A 19,298-nucleotide genomic window follows, 5' to 3' on the forward strand; every position below is an offset into this window, starting at 1 on the left:
ACTACTGTCGGGCCATCTCAAACAAAAGGAGTCGAACATGCCAAAGGCCGTGCAAACCATGATCTCGAGCAAGCTCGCCCAGAAACTCCAGGAGCAGGTCGGCCACGAACTCGGTGCGCACCAGCAGTACCTGGCCATCGGCACCTACTTCGCCCAGCAAAACCTGGACAAGTGGGCCGCACTCTTTTACCAGCAGGCCGCGGAGGAAAAAGAGCATGCCATGAAGATTGTGCGCTTTCTGACCGATGTGGGGGAGGTGGTGCACTTCCCGGCCATCCCGGCAGCCTCCACCGGCTTCAAGAGTGCGGCCGATGCGGTGGCGCAGGCCCTCAAGTGGGAACGCACCGTGACCGAGCAGTTCCAGACCATGGCCAAAATAGCCCTGGCTGAAAGCGACTACGTGGGCTTTCAGTTCTTGCAGTGGTTCTTAGAAGAGCAGGTCGAGGAAGTGAGCAGCATGGAGAAGTACCTGGCCCTGGTTGAGAGCGGCATCAACCTCTTCCAGGCCGAGGCGCTGCTGGAAATCGAGGACTAGGAGGCCGCTCCGTCCTTGGGCTGGGGTGGTGCGCATTTTGCTTTGATAAGCCGAAGCGGTACTGGCGAAATGCTGTTCCCCTCCCTTCGGTCGGGCTGGTTCGCCGCCGGAAGGCTGCAAACCAGCCGAGTCTGGCATGAGAGCCCCAGCCTTTTGTTTTATTGTGGAAGCCATGCGGACCCTCAAGCCCGAGCTGCTCAAAAGCTTTCTTCAGGAGAACCCGGTGGTGGTGGATGTGCGGCCGCCTGGGCAGTACAAACCAGGTGACCTCGAGGGTGCCTTGCATATTCCTCTGTCCGAGATCCAGCAGGGCAGCCACAACCTGCCCAAAGACCGCCCCCTGCTGCTCGTCTGCGAGCGGGGGGTGCTGAGCGAGCTGGCCGGGCTCTACCTGGAAGCGGCGGGTTATGAGCAGGTCTACAACCTCGAGGGCGGGCTGCAAAAGCTGCGCAAGGTGGCCGAAGGGCAGTAGCCCAGACCGGGCAGCCGTGTTTATCGCGTCTCCCACAATTGCCTGCCCCACGGTGGCAGGCAATTTGCCCAGTACAGCAAAATACGCTGTACTGGGTATTCGTGGGAAACGCTCTATTCGGTGCGCCTGGGTAGCTCATCCAGCCGCAGGCCGTGCCAGGTTTCCAGGTGTTCTTTGTGGGTTTGCAAATAGGCCCCCGGCTCGAAGAAGCGGTCGTAGTACTCGGGGTCGAGGTGGTGGGTTTGCAAAAACATCAGGCTGTAGATGGTGGGGACAGTGGCGGGGAACTTCCCAAAGGTATCGAAGAGGTACTGGGCCTGGGTAGCCACCACCTCTACCAGCCATTCTTCATGTGGGAAAGCCCGGGCGCGTACCGCCGGGGTGTCTTTCCAGGGGCCGGGGGTTTCGGGGTTGAAGGGGCCGCCTGGCTGGTATTTGCGGGCCACCACGGCCTCCACTGCCTGGCGCATGCTGGGGTAGTGCCCCTCAAAAACGCCCTCAAGGCCGGTGAGGTTGGGCCGCGACCAGCCGGGCTTGAAATCGTAGCGGAAGGCCTCAGCAGCGCCTCGAGGGCCCTTCGCTCGTGCGGGTGAATGATGGGCTCAGACTCGGCGTGTGGCATTTTCTCCAGTCTATCCCGGATTTGCAAAGCAAAACCCCCTGCTCGAGACTCGGCAGGGGGCATCCAGTGCTCCAGGCTACTTTTCCGGGCCTTTCTCGATGGGCACCCCCACCGCATTGCCCCACTCGGTCCAGCTCCCGTCGTAGTTTTTGACGTTGGGGAAGCCCAGCAGGTGCTTGAGCACGAACCAGCTATGGCTGCTGCGCTCGGCGATGCGGCAGTAGGCGATCACCTCCTTATCGGGGGTGATGCCCTTGGTTTCGTAGATGGCCCGCAGCTCTTCGGCGCTTTTGAAGGTGCCGTCGGGGTTCACGGTGGTGGCCCAGGGGATGTTCTTGGCGCCGGGGATGTGGCCGCCGCGCAGCACCCCTTCCTGGGGGTACTCGGGCATGTGGGTCTTCTCACCGGTGAACTCGGCGGGGCTGCGCACGTCCACCAGGGCACCCTTGCCGGCCTTGACCTTTTCCAGGTGGGCCAGCACCTCATCGCGGAAGGCCCGCAGATTGGGGTCGCGCCGGCCGGGGGTATAGGAGCCTTTGGGGTAGCTGGGTACCTCGGTGGTGAGGGGCTTGTTCTCCTGAATCCACTTAATGCGCCCCCCGTTCATCAGCTTGAGTTTCTGGTGGCCGTTGTAGCTAAAAAACCAGAAGGCATAGGCCGCCCACCAGTTGTTCTTGTCCCCATACAGCACAATGGTGGTGTCGTTGGAGATGCCCAGCCGCTCGAACAGGGCGGCCAGCTCGTGGGGTTGGATGAACTCGCGGATGGTGTCGTCCCACAGGTCGGCCTGCCAGTCTATTTTTTGGCTGCCGGGAATATGGCCGGTGTCGTAGAGCAGGATATCTTCGTTGACCTCGAGGATGCGCACCTCGGGGTTGTTAAGGTTTTCCAGCACCCAGTCGGTTGAAACCAGCACGTCGGGGTTGGCGTAGCTCATATTAGGTTCCTCCTTTGCACGGCATCAGTTAACCCAAAACAGCTTAGGGTAAAGATGTTCGAGGTTACGCTGATATAGATTACAAAAAATGTAATCTATAAGCGGCATCATACCCAAGACCAGCGGTTGATTCAAGCTTTTTGCTCTGCTGGGCTATTTTTGAGTCTACCCCGTCTTCGCTCGAGGGCCGGCGCCGGCCTTGCTGGGGCGGCGGGTGAGCAGCTCGCTCGAGGGCAGCAGGTGCCCCAGGCACTCGGTGTAATCCACCCCTTGTCGGAAATCGGCGGCCAGGTCGGCCACGCTCACCTGGCTCAGGATTTGCAACGCTGCATCCCGCACCTTGAGCCAGACCACGCTGCGCGCGTGGCAGCGGCGCTCCTCCGTGCAGGCTTTGGGCCAGTTGAGGCTCACGCAGGCCAGGGGGGCGATGGGGCCATCCACCGCCCGGATCACGTCGCGCAGATTGATCTCTTCAGGGGGGCGCGGGAGGGCATACCCCCCACCCTGGCCTTTTTTGGAAAGCACCAGGTTGTGTCCTACCAAGGCGGCCAGAATGCGTGCTAGGTAGGTGTGCGGTACGCCGGTGGCCTTGCTGAGTTCCTCGCTTCCAACAAGGCGATCTGGGGCCTGGGCACCGAGATAACCCAGGATTTTAAAGGCGTAGATATCGGTTTTGGAGAGGCGCATGGCCCCAATTTAGCCCAACGTCCGTGCCTCTGGCAGTTCTACCACCGCGTGCACGAAAGCATGGCCCACCGCACGATCGGCCAAGGCCAGCGGGCCACCGGCCTGATAGACGCCGCTTCGGCCCTCGAAGTACAGGTCGTAGAGGTGTCCGTTGAGCATGGGGTTAAGGCCAAAGCGTAGGTGCTCCCGGTTTTGCAGCTTTTTGCCCAGCCCTTCGCGCAGCCAGACCTGCCCCTCTACCTGGTTTGGGTCGGTGCTCCAGGGGCCATCCCAGCGGGCGGCGTTGGCCGAGGGCTGTACCACCAGCCAGGCCCCGGCGGCATCGGCCTGCTCGAGCAGGCTTTCATGAAAGGCATCCAGGCAGATCAGGTTGGCGATAACGCCCAGGCGGGTTTTTAGGATCTGTCTACCGGGCCATCCCCCCGACAAAAAAGCCCTGCGTTCGTGGGCGGTGAGATGAACCTTGGGCACCCGCCCCAGGATGGTACCCTGGGGTGAAACAACCAGTGACAGGTTGTACACCCGTCGGCCCAGGGCGTGTAGTTGCTGTGCGGGTTCCCAGTCCATGAAGGGGCTGAAGATGCTGCCAGCTACCACATAAGCCCCGGCGGCCTGGGCGGCCTCTCGGAAAGCCTGTTCGTACACCGGCCAGACCTTCCGGGCCCGCAGATGATAGAACGCGGCAGGGCTCAAAACCCCCAGCCCCAGGGCCGCTCGCCACTCTTCCCGTAGCAGCACCAGCGCTGCTTGTAGACTGGTTCTGGCCTCACGAATGGCCCTGGGTGTGCCCATCCAGAACAACAGCGGCAGCGCGAAAGCCTCGGGGAAGGCAATGAGGCGGGGTTCGTGTTCCGGGAGCCCGTGGATGGCGGCTTGAGCGAGCTCCCGCACGTACTGCCTGAAGCCCTCGGGGCTGGTGTAGGGCTGGGGGTGTAGCTCAGTTTGCACCGCAAGCAGGTGTACCTGCATGGAGCCCACCTTACTACAGGCGGATCATAAAAGAGGCCTTAACGTCCCTCACACACAGCCGCGGATACCCGGGGTTAGGGTAACGGCATGCGTGGTGTGATGGTTTTGCTGGTTTTAAGTTCTATGGCCTTTGCCCAGATCAGGGTGACGCTCGAGGCCCCGCCCCCACCCACCCTCACCATCAGTGCCGACATCCGCATTGCCTTGGTTCCGGGCCTTGTGGTGGTGGAGCGGGTGCCAGAACCCCAGGGGATTGTGGTGGTGTACCGCAGCAGCCGGGCGGCTGAGGTGTACGCCCACCACCACCGCGACCTGGTGGCCCGCGGCTGGACAAGGGTCAAGTATCAAGCCGGCGGGGGTCATTACAAGTCCGAGTACCGCAAGGGCCGGGCAAAAGCCAAGCTGGAAGTGCGCGACCGCCGGGGCCGGATTGAGGTGCGGGTCAAGGAAGGCTAGACAGCCGAACGGCTCCGGGCTACACTAAACAACGCTTGGGGCCGTGGCGCAGTTGGGAGCGCGCTTGAATCGCACTCAAGAGGTCGGGGGTTCGAGTCCCCTCGGCTCCACCAGGCTATAATCCGAGGGTATACACCCTCGGATTCTGTTTTGACAGCGGTTATCCAGGGTTCCATCAAGCGATTTCTACCGCTTGTGCAGTTGTGGGAACCTGTGCCTGGTTTGCTGGAACGGGGTTCGATCGCCCAGGGCGTTTGCCGTTCAAAAGCAGTGCGATGTTTAGCCCACCACCCAAGCGCTCCACAATGTGCCACCCAGCCCGAAAATCCCCAGTAAGGGAATAAGGGGAAATTGGCGTAGCAGGAGCCCAAGTGCCAGCAATGCCGCAAGTAGCTCTGCCCAGCCCACCAGGGTTTCGCGTCCCAATAGCCACAAGGCCCAGGCGATGAGGCCTAGGGCTGCTCCAGAGGCTCCCTGAAAAATAGCTTCGGCAATGGGATGCTCCTGCCAGCGGTGCAGGAGGCCGGCCACAAAAAAGGCAAATATGAACGAGGGTAAAAAAATGCCAACGGTTGAGAGTACCGCTCCAGGAATGCCTGCTGCTGTGGCTGTGGTTAGCAGGGGCCCCGGTGTGATCTGACCCAGGGCCAGGGTGTTCAGGAGGTCGCCTGGACTTAGCCAGCTCCGACTCACCATCTCCTGCATCAGCCCAATCAACACATAGCCCGAGCCGAACAAAGTGGAGCCCACCAGCAAAAAAACCAGAACAGACCGAGGGGTTCCACGCTCAGCATTTTTGTGCTTTTGCCCAGCACCATCAGTAAGCCCACCAGCAACACCACCGCCCACTCCACCACACCCAGCCCCGCCATCGCCAGCCCGGCCAGGGCCAGCGTCCAGGTCTGGGGCTGTTTTTTGGGGTGGGGCAGCAGATCCCATAAAGCCTGGGCGATCAAGGCCGCCAAGGCCAGCTTGAGTCCTAGAAAGGTCCCCTGTACCAAGGGCAGCGCGGCCACCTCCCGGTAGAGGGCCACCAAGGCCAGCGTGACTGCCGCTGCCGGAACGATAAACCCCAGCCCTGCCAGCAGCAGCCCCCAGTGGCCCGCTCTTGCGTACCCCAAAAGCATGGCTGTCTCGGTGGAGTTGGGGCCCGGAATCAGATTGACGGCGGCCAGCATCCTCAAGTACTGCGCTTTACTCACCCACTTTCCTTCTCCCACCAGCAGCCGCTGGAAAATGGCAAAGTGGGCTGCCGGGCCGCCAAAAGCGGTCAGACCCAGCCAGAAAAAGGTTTTCAGTACTTGCCAGGACATCGGGCGTAGTATATGCCCGTACGTCATTGCAATGTCTTGACCTGCCGTGTGTTTATCGGTATTGTTTCGACGTATCGAAAGGAGGCTTCATGAGGCTAGTAAAAGCAGTTGGGCTCATTGCGGCTTTGAGCCTTGGGGGTGCCCTGGCCCAAGACCGCACCCAGACCCTGATTTACGGTGGGGACTGGTCCGACCTGATCACCCTGGATCCCCAGGTTTCCTACGAGTTTTCTGGTGGCCTGATCACCGACAACCTGTACGAGACCCTGGTCAAGTACGAGGGCACCGATCTCTCAACCCTAAAGCCGGGTCTGGCCGAGAGCTGGAAGGTGGAGCGGGGCCGGGATACCTGGGAGATCACCTTCCGCCTGCGCCGGGGTAGCAAGTTCTCCAGCGGCAACGAGGTGACCGCCAAAGATGTGGTCTATACCTTTGAACGGGCGCTGGCCATCAAGGGGCCGGGTTCTTTCTTGTTCACCGAGATTGCCCAGCTTAAGCCGGGGGCCACCAAGGCCGTGGATAACTACACGGTGGTGGTGAGCCTTCCCAAAACCGCCTCTCCGGGCTCCTTCCTTTCGATTCTGACCTTTAACATCGGCGGCATTGTGGACTCCGAGACCGTGCAGAAAAACGCCAAGGGCAACGACTTTGGCAAAGAATGGCTCACCAACAACTCGGCTGGCTCGGGGCCCTTCCGGCTGGTGCGCTGGGATCGGGGTTCGCAGGTGTTGCTGGAGGCCAACCCCAACGCCCGCGTCAAGCCCAAACTGCAGCGCGTCATTTTGCGCGAGATCAAAGAACCGGCGGTGCTGCGCACGGCCCTCGAGTCGGGCGAGATTGACATCGCCGAGGGGCTTACCCCAGAAGCCTTGCGGGCGTTGGCTGGCAACCCCCGCTTCAAGACCCTCAAGGCCGACAGCCTGCGCCTGAACTACCTGGGCATGAACGTCAAGGAAGGCAGCCCCTTCGCCAACAAGCTGGTGCGCGATGCGGTGCGTTACAGCATCAACCAGGACGAGCTGGTGAGCGGGCTGGTGCAGGGCAACGGCACCAAGATCCAGACCCTCATCCCTAAAGGGCTGCTGGGCTACGACCCCCGCACCCCCTACACCTTTGACCCGGCCCGGGCCCGGCGCCTGCTGGCCCAGGCGGGGTATCCGAACGGCCTCGAGTTCGAACTTCTGGTAAGCACCGGGATCTGCGGCGGGGGTATCCCCTGCGCAGACATTGCCGCCAAGATCCAGTCCGACCTGGCCAAGGGCGGCTTCAAAGCCAACGTCAAGGCCATCGCCAACGCCGAGGTGCTGCGCACCTACCGCGCCCAGAACCACCAGATGGTCTTGGTGGGTTGGAGCCCCGACTTCCCCGACCCTGATGGCAACGCCACCCCCTGGGCCAACTTCGAGGCCCGCAGCCTGGCCTGGCGCAACGTCTGGAACGATCCCACCGCCATTCGGCTGACCAACCAGGCGGCCCTCGAGACCGACCCCGCCAAGCGGGTGGCACTGTACCGGATTCTCACCGATTATGTGCTGAAAAATGGCCCCTACGCCGTGCTCTACCAGCCGGCGGTGCCCATCGGCCTGTCGGCCAAGGTGGAAGGCTACGTGCGCAACGCCCAGGGCCAGGTGCGCTTCGAGAACATCAGCAAACTTCCATAAGCAGCCCAGGGTTCGGGGCTCAGGGTATGGCCTAGGACACCCTGGGCTCCGAACCCTAAATCATGACTATGTTTCCTTACCTTTTACGACGACTTTTTTTTGTGATTTTTGTGGTCTGGGGGGTTACCTTTGCCACCTTCTTCATCGCCAATGTGGTGCCGATTGACCCTGCCATTGCGGCCCTGGGGGATAACGCCCGCGAGGAGCAGATTAGGGAATTCCGGGAGCGCTACGGTTTGGACAAACCCATCTGGCAGCAGTACCTGATTTACATGGGCCGCCTGCTCTCCGGCGATCTGGGCAACTCGCTGCGCACCCAGCGGGCCGTGGCTGAAGACCTGAAGGAGTTTTTCCCCGCGACCCTCGAGCTCTCGGTAGCGGCCTTTTTGGTGACGCTCTTGCTGGGTGTGCCGGCCGGCATTCTGGCCGCTTTGCGACAGAACAAGGCCACCGACGTTACGGTGCGCATCCTGGCCCTCATCGGCGGGGCCACCCCGGTGTTTTTTCTGGCGGTTCTGCTGCAGTACGTGTTTGCCCGGCAGCTAGATCTGTTACCTGTGCAGGGGCGCCTAGACGGATTTACCTTTCCACCGCCCAGGGTTACCGGTATGGTGGGCGTTGATGCCCTGCTGGCCAGGGACTGGGGGGTCTTCCTGGACTCGCTGCGCCACCTGGTGCTGCCGGCGTTTGTGCTGGGCTTGTTTTCGGCAGCCATTCTGGCCCGCATGACCCGTGCCGCCATGCTCGAGGTGCTCTCGCAGGACTACATCCGCACCGCTCGAGCCAAGGGGGTGCCCGGCCGGGCCGTGGTCTTTCGCCACGCCCTCAAAAACGCCTCGCTGCCGGTGCTCACGTTGCTGGGGGGTCTGCTGGGCGGCCTGCTCTCCGGTGCGGTGCTGACCGAGACCATTTTTAGCTGGCCCGGTATCGGGCGCTATGTAACCCAGTCGGCTACCAGCCTGGACTTCCCCGCCGTCATGGGGGTGACGCTTCTGGTGGGGCTGGTGTATGCCCTCATTAACCTGATCGTGGATCTGCTGTATGCCTTTCTCGACCCTCGTATCCGCTATGCCTAACCCGACGGAGTACCCATGGCTGTTGTAGTTCCTGCTGGACGCCCATCCCGCCCCCTTCGGCGCTTTTTGCGCAACCCTGGGGGCCTGATTGGCCTATTTTTGCTGGTCTTGCTGGTGCTGGTGGCCCTGCTGGCACCGGTCATCGCCCCTGACCCCATCAGCCAGAACATCGCCCAGCGCTTGCAGCCGCCCTCCGCAGAACACTGGCTCGGCACCGACCAGCTGGGCCGCGATGTCTGGGCCCGGGTGGCCCACGGCGCGGGCATCTCCCTGCGGGTGGGGTTTGGTGTGGTGATTCTGGCGGTGTTGATTGGGGTGGCGGTGGGACTCCTGGCCGGTACCCTGGGCGGGGCCTGGGACAACCTGCTGATGCGCGTGACCGATATCTTTTTTGCCTTCCCCTCGCTCATTCTGGCCATGGCCATTGCCGCGGCGTTAGGGCCCAACCTCAACAACACCATCCTTGCGGTGGCCCTGGTGAGCTGGCCCATCTACGCCCGGCTGGTGCGGGCCAATGTGCTGGCTTTGCGGGAGCGTGAGTTTGTGGAGGCGGCGCGGGCCTTGGGCTCCTCCCAGGGGCGCCTGATGCTGCGCCACCTGCTGCCCAACACCCTCACGCCGGTGTTTGTACAGGCCAGCTTCGATGTGGGCGGGGCCATCCTGACCGCCGCGGGCCTGTCGTTTATCGGTTTTGGGGCCCAGCCCCCCACCCCGGAGTGGGGGGCCATGGTCTCTGAGACCCGCAGCTACATCGCCGAGGCCATCTGGGCCCCCACCGCGCCGGCCATGGGCATTCTGCTCACGGTGCTGGCCTTCAACCTGCTGGGCGATGCCCTGCGGGATGTGCTCGACCCCAGGGGGCGGGATTGAGGGTGGAGGTGCGGCCCGCCTCGGTGGAGGAAGCTGGGGTTGCTTCCGATATCCTCAGCGAAGCCGCCCGCTGGCTGATGGCGCGGGGCGAGACGCTCTGGCACCTCGAGGATCTCACCCCCGAGATACTCCGCCCGGTGGCCCAGCAGGGCGAGCTGTTCCTGGCCTACTGGCAGGGGCAGGCGGTGGGCACCCTCATCTACCAGCACGCCGACCCCCTCTTCTGGCCTGAGATTCCGACGGGAACCTCGGCTTTTGTGCACAAGGTGGCGGTGCGGCGGGCGGTGGCGGGGCAGGGGGTGGCCGCCGCCATGCTGGCCTGGGCCCAGGAGCGGGCCAGGGCCGAAGGTCTGGCCTTTCTGCGCCTGGACACCGACTTCAACCGCCCCAAACTGCGCAGCTTCTACGAGGGCCTGGGTTTTGTGTGCGTGGGGGAGAAGCGGGTGATTCGCATGGGCTACCCCCTGCACGTGGCGCTCTACGAGTTAAGGCTCTAGCTCTACAAACCCCCGCAGCCCCGGGGGGCCGAGGGACTGCCCAGCATGCGCCACTCGCCACCCGGCCCCTGCCCGGCCTGGTAGTAGATGTGGCGGGGGCTTTCCGGGTCTTCACGCTCACCTGACGAGGCCAGCGCAACCTCGAGGGTCAGGCACTGCTCAGGGGTAGCGCCAAGGGTGTAGAGCTGGCCCCGCTGCGGCATCTCGGCCAGGGTAAAGCCATCGCTCAAGGACACCCACTGGTGCAGCCTAACCTGCACCATGCAACCCTCGTTTCCCAGGGCTTTTAGGTTCACGACCTGTCCGGTGGCGGTGTAGGTACGGTAGGGGGCGGGGGGCCGGGCCTGTGCTGCCTGGCGGCTTTGTACCCACAGGCCGCTGCCGACCCCAAGGGCTGCCAGCGCAAGAGCCCCTCCTAGTATCCAGCAAAGTTTCGGCCAGGTCATCCTTACCATTATTAGGTATTAGGCTCGATGGGAAGATCCTCGGGTATGAGGGCAGGCTTCTATCGTATACGCTGCGTATTGTACCCGAGTTGGGATATATGCTACCCGTTTATCCTACCAGTTTGTAGCATGAGTTACTTTTGTGTGAACCCCAAGCAGGTGGCAAAACCCAGGGGGTTCGCGCAAACCGATAAACCGGCTAGAGGACGTCGAAAACTCGATTTTCCCCTACCCTCTCTCACCCTGCGTCGGAGGCCTTTTTGGGGAGTTGCGCAAAAAAGGCCTCTTGAAACCCCTCTAGGACGAGTGCCAAAGTGAGATTGTTGTGCTCGGGTGAGAGCCCGAGTGAGGATTGAAACCAGTGTGCTATACTGGGGTCAACCCACCGGGGTGGGCCTGGACTCCTGATACCCCGGTGCAGGGCGCCCGGCTTGCCAGGAGGCCGAGGTCAGTTTTTTTTCCGCTTGAAGCGCAGAAAGCCAACCCGCTGGGCATTCAGGTAACTGGCCTGGCGACTTTCGTTACGCTCGGGTGAGAGCCCGAGGATTGAAAGAAACTAGTAAGAGGGCTGGTACTCGCCCCATTCCTCGCGCAGCACGCCGCAGATCTCGCCCAGGGTGGCCCGGCGCCGGAAGGCCTCGAGGATATAGGGCATCAGATTCTCCGAACCCCGGGCGGCTTTTCGCAGGGCCTCGAGGGCATTGGCAGTGGCCTGGCCGTCGCGCCCTGCCCGGAAGGCCTGAATCTGGGCCTTGCGGCGGTTGGCCAGGGCATCGCTGATTTTTTGCACCGGGGTGTGCTCGTTGAGGGGGGAGTCGGGGTTGTTGAAGCGGTTGACCCCCACGATAATCCGCTGGCCGCTTTCCACCTGGCGCTGGAATTCCCAGGCCGCTTCCTCGATTTCCCGCTGGAAGAAACCGGCCTCGACCGCTGCCACCGCACCCCCCAGCTTGGCAATCTGATCGAGGTAGGCCTGCGCCTGGGCCTCGAGCGCATCGGTCAGGTGCTCCACGTAAAAGCTACCCCCCAAGGGGTCTACCGCCCGGGTGATGCCCGACTCGTAGGCCAGAATCTGCTGGGTGCGCAGGGCCAGCAGGGCGCTTTTTTCGGTGGGCAGGCCCAGCGCCTCGTCGTAGGCGTTGGTGTGCAGGCTCTGGGTGCCGCCCAGCACCGCTGCCAGGGCCTGGTAAGCGGTGCGCACCACGTTGTTCAGGGGTTCCTGGGCGGTGAGGGTGGAGCCGCCGGTCTGGGTGTGGAAGCGCAGCGTCCAGCTTTTGGGGTCTTGGGCCTTGAACTCATGGCGCATGATGCGGGCCCACATGCGCCGGGCTGCGCGGAACTTGGCGGCCTCCTCGAGGATGTCGTTATGCGAAGCAAAGAAGAACGAAAGCCGGGGCGCAAAGGCATCCACATCCAGTCCGGCCTCTATGGCCGCCTGCACATAGGCCTTGCCGTTGGCGAGCGTAAAGGCAATTTCCTGCGCGGCGGTGGAGCCGGCTTCGCGGATGTGATACCCCGAGATGCTGATGGTGTTCCACTTGGGCACCTTCTCGCTGCAGAAAGCAAACACATCGGTGATAAGGCGCATGGAGGAGCCGGGGGGAAAGATGTAGGTGCCGCGGGCGATGTACTCCTTCAGGATGTCGTTCTGGATGGTGCCGCCCAGCTTATCCCAGCTCACGCCCTGCTCCTCGGCCACCAGCAGGTACAGGGCCAGCAGCATGTTGGCGGGGGCGTTGATGGTCATGCTGGTGGTGACCTTGTCCAACGGGATGCCGTCCAGCAGGGTGCGCATGTCCTCGAGGCAGGCGATCGAGACCCCCACCTTGCCCACCTCGCCCACGCTCAGGGGGTGGTCGGGGTCCAGGCCGAGCTGGGTGGGTAGGTCGAAGGCCACCGAGAGCCCGGTCTGGCCCTGCGAAAGCAGGTAGCGGTAGCGGGCGTTGGACTCCTCGGCGCTGCTAAAACCGGCGTACTGCCGCATGGTCCAGGGGCGGTCGGTGTACATCCGGGGGTAGACCCCCCGCGTAAAGGGATACTCCCCGGGGCGGCCCAGGCGTTCCCTGTAGCCCTCGGGGAGCGATTCGAACAGGTATTCAACTGTGACAGGCATGGGTTCTCCTTTCAACAACTCGGCCCTTATGTGGGGTTTGCAAGGGCTGTCAAGGTTTGGCATTGCTCAACCGGCTCAGAAGACCACATACAGCAGCAGCAACACCAGCGCGGCGGCGCCGAAAATCAGGAGGAGCGGGGGCAGTAGAATGGAGTAGGCTGCAATAACCAGGGCTATAAAATCCTTCCAGTCGGGTTTGATCTCCCCTTGAGGCCCATCTTGGTTTTTAGGGTCGTGCATACCCTGATTGTAAACCTTCCTGAGGCCCCATTCAGTCCCGGCCCATTCAGTCCCGGCGATCCGGCTGGGCGGAGGCCTGCCCTGACCTGTGCCTGACACATCGTCCTGGTTGACCGTATACTAAAGCGAGCTTTTACCCAAGCCAGCCTGGCTTGAATCTCTGGAGGATTGAGCGTGAATGCCCGTGCAATTGTGGTGACATCGGGGAAAGGTGGGGTAGGGAAGACCACCACCACGGCCAACGTGGGCGCTGCACTGGCCCGCCTGGGCGAGAAGGTGGCGGTGGTGGATGTGGATGTGGGGCTTCGCAACCTGGATGTGGTGATGGGTCTGGAAGGCCGGGTGGTCTACGACCTGATTGACGTGATCGAGGGCAAGTGCAAACTGCGGCAGGCCCTTATCCGTGACAAGCGCATCGAGGGGCTGGCCCTGCTGGCGGCCTCGCAAACCCGGGACAAGGAGGCGCTCGATCCCGAGAAGTTCCGCCAGATTGTGCGGGCCTTGCTGGAAGAGGAGGGCTTCGACCGGGTGCTCATCGACTCACCCGCCGGCATCGAGAAGGGCTTCCAGACCGCTGCCACCCCCGCCGAGGGGGCCTTGGTGGTGGTGAACCCGGAGGTCTCGAGCGTGCGCGACGCTGACCGGATTATCGGGATGCTGGAGGCCCGCGAGATCCGCGAGAACTTCCTGGTGATCAACCGCCTGCGCCCCAAGATGGTGCAGCGCGGCGACATGCTCTCGGTGGAGGATGTGGTGGAGATCCTGGGCATCAAGCCCATCGGCATCGTGCCCGAGGACGAAGGGGTGCTCATCTCCTCCAACCAGGGGGAGCCTTTGGTGCTCAAGAACGGCAGCGGGGCGGCCAGGGCCTTTGTCGAGATTGCTCAGCGGGTGCGGGGTGAGGACGTACCCTTTGCCTCCCTGAACGATGCACCGGGTTTTCTGGGCACCCTGCGGCGGCTGTTTGGGGGTAGATGATGTGGCCCTGGCAGCGCAAAAGCAAAGACACCCTGAAAGAACGCCTCAAGGTGGTGCTGGCCTACGACCGGGCCCACCTGAGCCCGGGCATGGTGGAGCAGCTCAAGCAAGACCTGCTGGCCGTGCTGAAGCGGTATTTCCCCGATGAGGAGAACCTGGAAATCCACGTCGAAACCATGGACGACAAAATGAAGCTCCAGGCCGATGTGCCGATTCCCAAATGATGGATTGGGCAGCCATTGGCTAGTGATCGGCCTTGAGTTCGACCTCGAGCGCCCCGAAATTCTCCTGCTGGTGTAGCTCCACCTGGCCCTGCTTTTTGGCTTCCAGAAGGGCGGCAAAGGCCACGGTCTGCTCCTTCCAGCCGCGAAGCGGCAACTGTCCAAACAGGGCCCGGCGCAGGCCCCACAAAAAGCCCTTGATACGATCCCAGGCCTCCTTAAGCCCGAAAGTCTCGGGCTCGAGGTGCAGCTCAGCCCGCCGCGCGAAGGGTTCGACCGCCCGCACCAGCAGTTGCAGGGGCATGGGGCGCAGGCGACGGTCCTTGGGGAGCGGGGGCGGTGGCACCGGCAGCACCCGGGCCCGCTCGCGGGAGCGCTGCTCGAGGAAGGCGATGGCCTCTTCCAGGGCCACCAGGGTCTCGAGGAAAGCCGGATCGCTCTCCTCGAGGTAATCTTCATCCTCGGCCGGCACAACCTCGGGCCGCCTGGCGAAGGCCCGCAGCTTGAAGAGCACCAGCTCGGCCAGGATGGGCAGCAGCTCGCTGCGCTCGGCAAGCCCCAGGGCCTGCACCTGGGCCAGGGCCTGCTCGGTGAGGGCCAGCACCGGCAGGTCTTTGGCGGCAATCCTGCCCTTGCGTACCTGCTCGTAAAGCTCTCTGGGTGTTCCGCTAAATTGCTCGAGGCGCAGGGTAATCACGGTTTACTTGGAGGCCACTTTTACCGGCGCGGGTGTTCCGGAAGTCTGGCTTTTGGGCCGGAGCAGCCCGAACTTTTCCCGCACCTCTTCCATGGTGGCCTGGGCGATGCGGCGGGCTTTGGCGGCGCCCTCCTCGAGGGCCCCCAGCACCTGCTCGGGGTGGGCCCGCAGCTCCTCGGCGCGTTCGCGGATGGGCCGCAGGGTTTTCATCATCTCCTGCATCAGAAGCTGCTTGACCACTAAGGTGCCGATACCCCGCCGGCGGTACTCCTCGCGCAGCACCTGCACCAGCTCGGGCGGGGCAAAGTACTGCAAAAACTTGAAAACCACGCTGCGCTCGGGGTCGCCGGGGTCAGAGAGCCGGATGCGGGCCGGGTCGTCGGGCATGGTGCGGATCTTGGCCCAGATGCTTTCCTCGTCCTCTAGCAGGCCTATGGTGTTGCCCACGCTTTTGGACATCTTGGCCTTGCCGTCGATGCCGGGCACGCGGGGGGCATGGGGGTTCAGGTAGCCCTGGGGTTCGGGGAAGGTTTCGCCGTACTCCAGGTTCCAGCGGCGGGCAATCTCGCGGGTGAGCTCCAGGTGCTGGATCTGGTCGTCGCCCACCGGCACGGTATCGGCTTTGTACAGCAGGATGTCGGCGGCCATCAGTACCGGGTACATCAGCAGGCCCGCCGGAACCGATTGGAGCTTGGCCGCCTTGTCCTTGAACTGGGTCATGCGGGTCAGGTCGCCGTAGGGGGTCTGGGTGCTGAAAACCCAGGCCAGCTCGATGTGCTCGGGCACGTGCGACTGCACGAAAAGAATCACCTTGCTGGGGTCGAGCCCTGCAGCCATGTTGACCAGCGCCGCATCGAAGGTGCGTTGGGCCAGCAAGTCTTTGTCGTAGGCCGCCGGGTTGGTGGGGGCGTGGTAGTCCACAATGCAGTAGATGGCGTCCTGCCCCAGCTTCTCACCCAGGGCGATGTAGTTGACCATCGCGCCTAGGTAGTTGCCAATGTGCAGGTCGCCGGTGGGTTGAAAGCCAGAAAAAACCCGTTTCACGCTGGATAGGATAGCAGGCCGGAGGGCTTCGTGCACCCTTTGAAAACCAAAACCCGAGCCAGATACGTATGCTAACATAGGCCGAGCATGAGCCTCGAGGCCTTCTCAGACGAAGCTTTGCTGGCTTTGGCGGCCAGGGGAGAAGAGGCCGCCTTGCAGCAGATCTTTCGGCGCTATGCAGGGGCTTTCCTGGGCCTGGCGCGCCGTCTGGGCCTCGACTCAGCCAGCCAAGAGGATGTGGTGCAGGAAGTTTTTAGCAAGATCTGGAGAAACGCCCGCGAGTTTGACCCCCGGCGGGCCTCGGCACGGGCCTGGCTTTTAGCCATCGCCCACCACACCACGGTGGATCACCTTCGGCGCCTCGAGGCCCGTCCCCAGGCCCTCGAGCCCACCGAGGAGGAGCCCGAGGCCTTCGATCTGCCCGGCCCGGGCCTGGATGAAGAGCACCACCTGGATCGCATCCGGCTGCGCAGGGCCCTGGCCTGTCTGGAGCCCGAGGAGCGGGAGGTGATCGAGGTGCTGTTCTACCAGGGGTATGCCCACCAGGAGGCGGCCCTCAAACTCAACATCCCCCTCGGCACCCTCAAGACCCGGGCCCGCCGGGCCCTCTCCCGCCTGAAGGAGGAGCTGCGTGAAGCCTGAGGAAGTGCGTGAACTTCTGCCGCTGTACGCCCTGGGGGCCCTGGAGCCTGCGGAGCGGGAGCGGCTCGAGGCCGCCCTGAAGCGCTACCCCGAGCTCTGGGCGGAAGCCCGCGCCCTGCAGGAAACCGCCGCCGATCTGGCCGAACTCGTCCCCCCGGCCCCGGTGCCCGAGGGGCTGGAGCAAAAGGTGATGGCCGGCCTGCAGCCCCGCCGCCGCCTTATGCTTGCGGGCTGGCTGGCCCGGGCAGCGGCGCTGCTGCTCCTGCTGGGGCTGGGCTACACCGGGGGGTGGGGTGCTTTCTGGCTGCTCTCGCTGCGCGACCCGGCGACCCGGGTGGTTGCCCTGGCCAGTCCCAGGGGCGAGGTGGTGGGACGGGTGATCCAGCGCAAGGACAATATGGCCCTGGTGCTGCTGGATCGCTGGCCCCCGCAGGGCCAGGTCTTCCAGGCTTGGGGGCTGGTTCAGGGCGGGCCCGTCCCCCTTCCCACCTTCCGCACCCCGCTCAAAAGCCTGCGGCTGCCTGCCCAGGCCCAGGCCGTGGCGGTCTCGCTCGAGCCCCCCGGCGGCAGCCGGCAACCTACCACCCTGTTTGGGCTTCCGCAGTAAGGGGCCGCTGACGGACTGCGCAGGCATCGCCTTGCGATGCCCGGCCCTGCATGCTTCCCGGCGCTCCTGCCCTGACCTGCTTAATCCAAACGCCGCCTCTCCTGCGAATGGCAGGGTGGAGGTGCAAAATGCAAACGCAACCCCAAAATCTGGCCCGTAGGAAGTTCGTTAAGGTTTTGACCGCCGCCGGCCTCTCCACGGCCCTGGCGCATAGCCTGGTGGGGCAGGCCCTGGCCCAGTCGCAGGGTGTGAGCGACCTGGACGTGCTCAACCTGGCCCTCACCGCCGAGTACCTGGCCACCGACGCCTATACCCGCGCCCTCACGGTGAGCTTCCCCGGCGAGATCCGGGACTACCTGGCCGAGGCCCTGAAGCACGAGGAGGCCCACGTCAAGGCCCTGACCGACACCATCCGGGGCCCCTTCAACGCCACGCCCGTGGCCCGTCCGCAGTTTACCTACGGCGACCTGCAGTTCAATGCCGCCAACCGGCTGAAGGTGCTGGAAACCCTGGTGGCCCTCGAGACCGCCTTTACCGGGGCCTACCTGGGGGCCATTCCCCTGATTCAGAACAAAGCCGTGCTCTCCGCAGCGGCCAGCATCGCCATGAACGAGGAGGCCCACCTGGCCATCCTGCGCGACGCCGTGCTGACTCTGGGCGGGCGGGTGGAAGGGCCGCAGACCCCGGTGGGCCGGGCAGTGGCCGTCGCCATCACCCCCCAGCAGGCCACCCAGGCTGTGCAGGGGTTCATTCGTAAGTAAGGGAGGGGTTTATGCAGCGGCGTACGTTCGTAAGTGGCATGGGGGCCAGCCTGCTGTTGCTGGGCCTGGGCAGCGCCCGGGCCCAGGGGATGGGCGGGGGTGTGGTACGGGCGGTGCTGCTGAGCGGGGCCGAGGTGGTGCCCAACGCGGCCAACACCCCGGCCCTGGCGGTGGTGCGCCTCGAGCTCATGGGCTCCACCCTGAGCATCCAGGGTGCGGTGGCCAACCTGGCCGGGCCTTTCCGCGACTACACCCGCGACCCGGTGGACGACCCGGCGCTAAACGCCCGGCTGACCAGCGCCGTACACCTGCACCGCGGCCCCAAGGGGCAGAACGGCCCCCTGTTGCAGGCCCTCAAGGTGATGCCGGCGCCCGATGGTCGCAGCGCCACCTTTATGGATCGCCTCGAGCTGAGCCTGGATGATTTGAACCGCCTGTACCGGGGAGAACTTTATTTCGACATCCACACCGCGGCCTTCCGGGCGGGTGAGCTGCGCGGACAGATTCAGATCATGTAGCCGGAGGTAAACTATGAACCGTAGGGAGATGCTGAAGCAGACTGGCCTGATGGGCACGGGCCTGGTGCTGGGGGGTGTGATAGGCGCTTGCGGCACCACCCCCGGTATGAGCCAGAGCCCCAACCAGGACGTGGCCATTCTCAATTTTGCCCTCAACCTGGAGTACCTGGAGGCGGCCTTTTACCTGGCTGCGGTGGGGCGCATTAGCGAGATCAAGAGCATCGGTGGCACGGCCGAGATCCGCCTGCCTGCGGGCTTCGATGGTACCAGCCCGGTTCCCGGACTGAGCTCGGATGTGCTCGAGTACGCCCAGGAAATTGCCGAGGACGAGCTGGCCCACGTCAAGTTCCTGCGCCAGGCCCTGGGGTCGGCGGCGGTAGACCGCCCGGTGATCGACCTCGACCAGGCTTTCCGGGCTGCCGGGAACGCGGCCAGCAATGGGGCCATCACCAACTTCAATCCCTTCGCCAACGAACTCTTCTTCATTCACGGGGCCTTTGTCTTCGAAGATGTGGGTGTGACGGCGTATAAGGGCGCGGCCAAGCTGATTACCGACAAGAACAATGTATTGGATCCGGCCGCAGGGATTCTGGCGGTGGAGGCCTACCACGCCGGGCTCATCCGGCTGCTGCTGCACGAGCGCAAGGACATGATGGTGACCCCCAGTCTCACCGTTGAACAGGTGGTGCAGGCCATCAGCAACCTGCGCGGCAGCGTGGGTGGGGGCAAGGACGAGGGCATTACCAAAATGGGTAAAGCCAACCTGGTGGCCGCCGATGCCAACGCCGTGGCCTACGGGCGCACCACCAGCGAGGTGCTCAAGATCGTGTATCTCACCGGCAACGCCGGCGTGAGCATGGGGGGCTTCTTCCCCATGGGGCTCAACGGCAGCATCAAGACCACCTGAGCCCACAGCACTCAACCGGGCGGGGCACC

25 protein-coding genes and 1 tRNA gene are annotated in these 19,298 nt (G+C 63.6%); 15 read left to right on the forward strand and 11 right to left on the reverse strand.

Annotation, left to right across the window (positions count from 1 at the left end; translation table 11 throughout):
* The first annotated feature begins 37 nt into the window (after window positions 1–37).
* The gene (locus tag MTAI_RS03420) at window positions 38–535 is read left to right on the forward strand and encodes a ferritin (protein WP_036196911.1); all 498 of its coding nucleotides are present in this window, start codon (window positions 38–40) and stop codon (window positions 533–535) included.
* Window positions 536–707: 172 nt separating this feature from the next.
* The gene (locus tag MTAI_RS03425; RefSeq protein WP_027887246.1) at window positions 708–1,007 is read left to right on the forward strand and encodes a rhodanese-like domain-containing protein; all 300 of its coding nucleotides are present in this window, start codon (window positions 708–710) and stop codon (window positions 1,005–1,007) included.
* Window positions 1,008–1,120: 113 nt separating this feature from the next.
* On the opposite strand, the gene MTAI_RS03430 is transcribed toward MTAI_RS03425, so the two are convergent.
* The 4 genes from MTAI_RS03430 to MTAI_RS03445 all read right to left on the reverse strand — a co-directional run bounded on the left by MTAI_RS03430 (window position 1,121) and on the right by MTAI_RS03445 (window position 4,222).
* The gene (locus MTAI_RS03430) at window positions 1,121–1,477 is read right to left on the reverse strand and encodes a hypothetical protein (protein ID WP_223299741.1); all 357 of its coding nucleotides are present in this window, start codon (window positions 1,475–1,477) and stop codon (window positions 1,121–1,123) included.
* Window positions 1,478–1,705: 228 nt separating this feature from the next.
* A complete protein-coding gene (locus tag MTAI_RS03435) occupies window positions 1,706–2,566 on the reverse strand; it encodes a sulfurtransferase (protein WP_027887244.1) in 861 nt (286 codons plus the stop codon).
* A gap of 165 nt (window positions 2,567–2,731) precedes the next feature.
* Window positions 2,732–3,253 (reverse strand): RrF2 family transcriptional regulator, encoded by a 522-nt coding sequence (locus MTAI_RS03440; RefSeq protein ID WP_027887243.1) that lies wholly within the window; start codon window positions 3,251–3,253, stop codon window positions 2,732–2,734.
* A gap of 9 nt (window positions 3,254–3,262) precedes the next feature.
* The gene (locus MTAI_RS03445) at window positions 3,263–4,222 is read right to left on the reverse strand and encodes a nitrilase-related carbon-nitrogen hydrolase (protein ID WP_027887242.1); all 960 of its coding nucleotides are present in this window, start codon (window positions 4,220–4,222) and stop codon (window positions 3,263–3,265) included.
* Window positions 4,223–4,309: 87 nt separating this feature from the next.
* On the opposite strand from MTAI_RS03445, the gene MTAI_RS03450 reads away from it, so the two are divergent.
* Complete coding sequence (locus MTAI_RS03450) at window positions 4,310–4,678, forward strand: hypothetical protein (protein ID WP_027887241.1); 369 nt, start codon at window positions 4,310–4,312, stop codon at window positions 4,676–4,678.
* Window positions 4,679–4,715: 37 nt separating this feature from the next.
* Window positions 4,716–4,791, forward strand: a tRNA-Ala gene (locus MTAI_RS03455).
* Window positions 4,792–4,957: 166 nt separating this feature from the next.
* Here MTAI_RS03455 and MTAI_RS15220 read toward each other — a convergent pair.
* Together MTAI_RS15220 and MTAI_RS15225 are read right to left on the reverse strand one after the other, a co-directional pair.
* Complete coding sequence (locus MTAI_RS15220; protein WP_241768741.1) at window positions 4,958–5,416, reverse strand: chromate transporter; 459 nt, start codon at window positions 5,414–5,416, stop codon at window positions 4,958–4,960.
* On the reverse strand, window positions 5,392–5,991 hold the full coding sequence (locus tag MTAI_RS15225) for a chromate transporter (protein WP_223299739.1): 600 nt from the start codon (window positions 5,989–5,991) through the stop codon (window positions 5,392–5,394). Before MTAI_RS15225 ends, MTAI_RS15220 begins: the two co-directional genes overlap by 25 nt.
* 89 nt (window positions 5,992–6,080) lie before the next feature.
* Between MTAI_RS15225 and MTAI_RS03465 the strand changes: the two genes are divergently transcribed.
* The 4 genes from MTAI_RS03465 (at window position 6,081) to MTAI_RS03480 (ending at window position 10,095) form a co-directional block, all read left to right on the forward strand.
* Complete coding sequence (locus tag MTAI_RS03465) at window positions 6,081–7,652, forward strand: ABC transporter substrate-binding protein (RefSeq protein WP_027887240.1); 1,572 nt, start codon at window positions 6,081–6,083, stop codon at window positions 7,650–7,652.
* Window positions 7,653–7,720: 68 nt separating this feature from the next.
* The gene (locus MTAI_RS03470) at window positions 7,721–8,728 is read left to right on the forward strand and encodes an ABC transporter permease (protein WP_027887239.1); all 1,008 of its coding nucleotides are present in this window, start codon (window positions 7,721–7,723) and stop codon (window positions 8,726–8,728) included.
* Window positions 8,729–8,743: 15 nt separating this feature from the next.
* The gene (nikC, locus tag MTAI_RS03475) at window positions 8,744–9,598 is read left to right on the forward strand and encodes a nickel transporter permease (RefSeq protein WP_027887238.1); all 855 of its coding nucleotides are present in this window, start codon (window positions 8,744–8,746) and stop codon (window positions 9,596–9,598) included.
* A 2-nt stretch (window positions 9,599–9,600) separates the two neighbouring features.
* On the forward strand, window positions 9,601–10,095 hold the full coding sequence (locus MTAI_RS03480) for a GNAT family N-acetyltransferase (RefSeq protein ID WP_223299742.1): 495 nt from the start codon (window positions 9,601–9,603) through the stop codon (window positions 10,093–10,095).
* Window positions 10,096–10,097: 2 nt separating this feature from the next.
* Here MTAI_RS03480 and MTAI_RS03485 read toward each other — a convergent pair whose 3' ends face one another.
* From MTAI_RS03485 to MTAI_RS03495, 3 genes are all read right to left on the reverse strand, one after another.
* Window positions 10,098–10,541, reverse strand: a complete 444-nt coding sequence (locus MTAI_RS03485; protein WP_036196910.1) for a hypothetical protein — start codon at window positions 10,539–10,541, stop codon at window positions 10,098–10,100.
* A 556-nt stretch (window positions 10,542–11,097) separates the two neighbouring features.
* Entirely contained in the window at window positions 11,098–12,654 is a 1,557-nt protein-coding gene (locus MTAI_RS03490; protein WP_187388586.1) for an acyl-CoA mutase large subunit family protein, read from the reverse strand.
* Between the two features lie 75 nt (window positions 12,655–12,729).
* Entirely contained in the window at window positions 12,730–12,894 is a 165-nt protein-coding gene (locus tag MTAI_RS03495; protein ID WP_187388587.1) for a hypothetical protein, read from the reverse strand.
* Between the two features lie 174 nt (window positions 12,895–13,068).
* On the opposite strand from MTAI_RS03495, the gene minD reads away from it, so the two are divergent.
* A complete protein-coding gene (gene minD / locus MTAI_RS03500) occupies window positions 13,069–13,872 on the forward strand; it encodes a septum site-determining protein MinD (protein ID WP_013013216.1) in 804 nt (267 codons plus the stop codon).
* Window positions 13,872–14,096 carry a cell division topological specificity factor MinE gene (gene minE / locus MTAI_RS03505; protein WP_027887234.1) on the forward strand — a complete coding sequence of 75 codons (225 nt, stop codon included), beginning with the start codon at window positions 13,872–13,874 and terminating at the stop codon, window positions 14,094–14,096. The genes minD and minE overlap by 1 nt, the downstream gene beginning before the upstream one ends.
* Before the next feature lie 19 nt (window positions 14,097–14,115).
* On the opposite strand, the gene MTAI_RS03510 is transcribed toward minE, so the two are convergent.
* On the reverse strand, window positions 14,116–14,790 hold the full coding sequence (locus MTAI_RS03510) for a chromosome segregation protein ScpA (RefSeq protein WP_027887233.1): 675 nt from the start codon (window positions 14,788–14,790) through the stop codon (window positions 14,116–14,118).
* Between the two features lie 3 nt (window positions 14,791–14,793).
* Complete coding sequence (gene trpS, locus MTAI_RS03515) at window positions 14,794–15,834, reverse strand: tryptophan--tRNA ligase (RefSeq protein ID WP_187388588.1); 1,041 nt, start codon at window positions 15,832–15,834, stop codon at window positions 14,794–14,796.
* A gap of 87 nt (window positions 15,835–15,921) precedes the next feature.
* Here trpS and MTAI_RS03520 point away from each other — a divergent pair, with 87 nt between their 5' ends.
* The 5 genes from MTAI_RS03520 to MTAI_RS03540 all read left to right on the forward strand — a co-directional run bounded on the left by MTAI_RS03520 (window position 15,922) and on the right by MTAI_RS03540 (window position 19,269).
* The gene (locus MTAI_RS03520; RefSeq protein WP_187388589.1) at window positions 15,922–16,476 is read left to right on the forward strand and encodes a sigma-70 family RNA polymerase sigma factor; all 555 of its coding nucleotides are present in this window, start codon (window positions 15,922–15,924) and stop codon (window positions 16,474–16,476) included.
* Window positions 16,466–17,083, forward strand: coding sequence for an anti-sigma factor (locus tag MTAI_RS03525; RefSeq protein ID WP_187388590.1), 618 nt, complete (start codon window positions 16,466–16,468; stop codon window positions 17,081–17,083). Before MTAI_RS03520 ends, MTAI_RS03525 begins: the two co-directional genes overlap by 11 nt.
* A gap of 128 nt (window positions 17,084–17,211) precedes the next feature.
* Window positions 17,212–17,844, forward strand: coding sequence for a ferritin-like domain-containing protein (locus tag MTAI_RS03530; protein WP_063843401.1), 633 nt, complete (start codon window positions 17,212–17,214; stop codon window positions 17,842–17,844).
* An 11-nt stretch (window positions 17,845–17,855) separates the two neighbouring features.
* A complete protein-coding gene (locus tag MTAI_RS03535; protein WP_063843400.1) occupies window positions 17,856–18,362 on the forward strand; it encodes a CHRD domain-containing protein in 507 nt (168 codons plus the stop codon).
* Window positions 18,363–18,375: 13 nt separating this feature from the next.
* Window positions 18,376–19,269 carry a ferritin-like domain-containing protein gene (locus MTAI_RS03540; protein WP_063843399.1) on the forward strand — a complete coding sequence of 298 codons (894 nt, stop codon included), beginning with the start codon at window positions 18,376–18,378 and terminating at the stop codon, window positions 19,267–19,269.
* Window positions 19,270–19,298 lie beyond the last annotated feature (29 nt).

This window comes from Meiothermus taiwanensis WR-220 (assembly GCF_003568585.1).
Taxonomy (GTDB): Bacteria; Deinococcota; Deinococci; order Deinococcales; family Thermaceae; genus Meiothermus; species Meiothermus taiwanensis.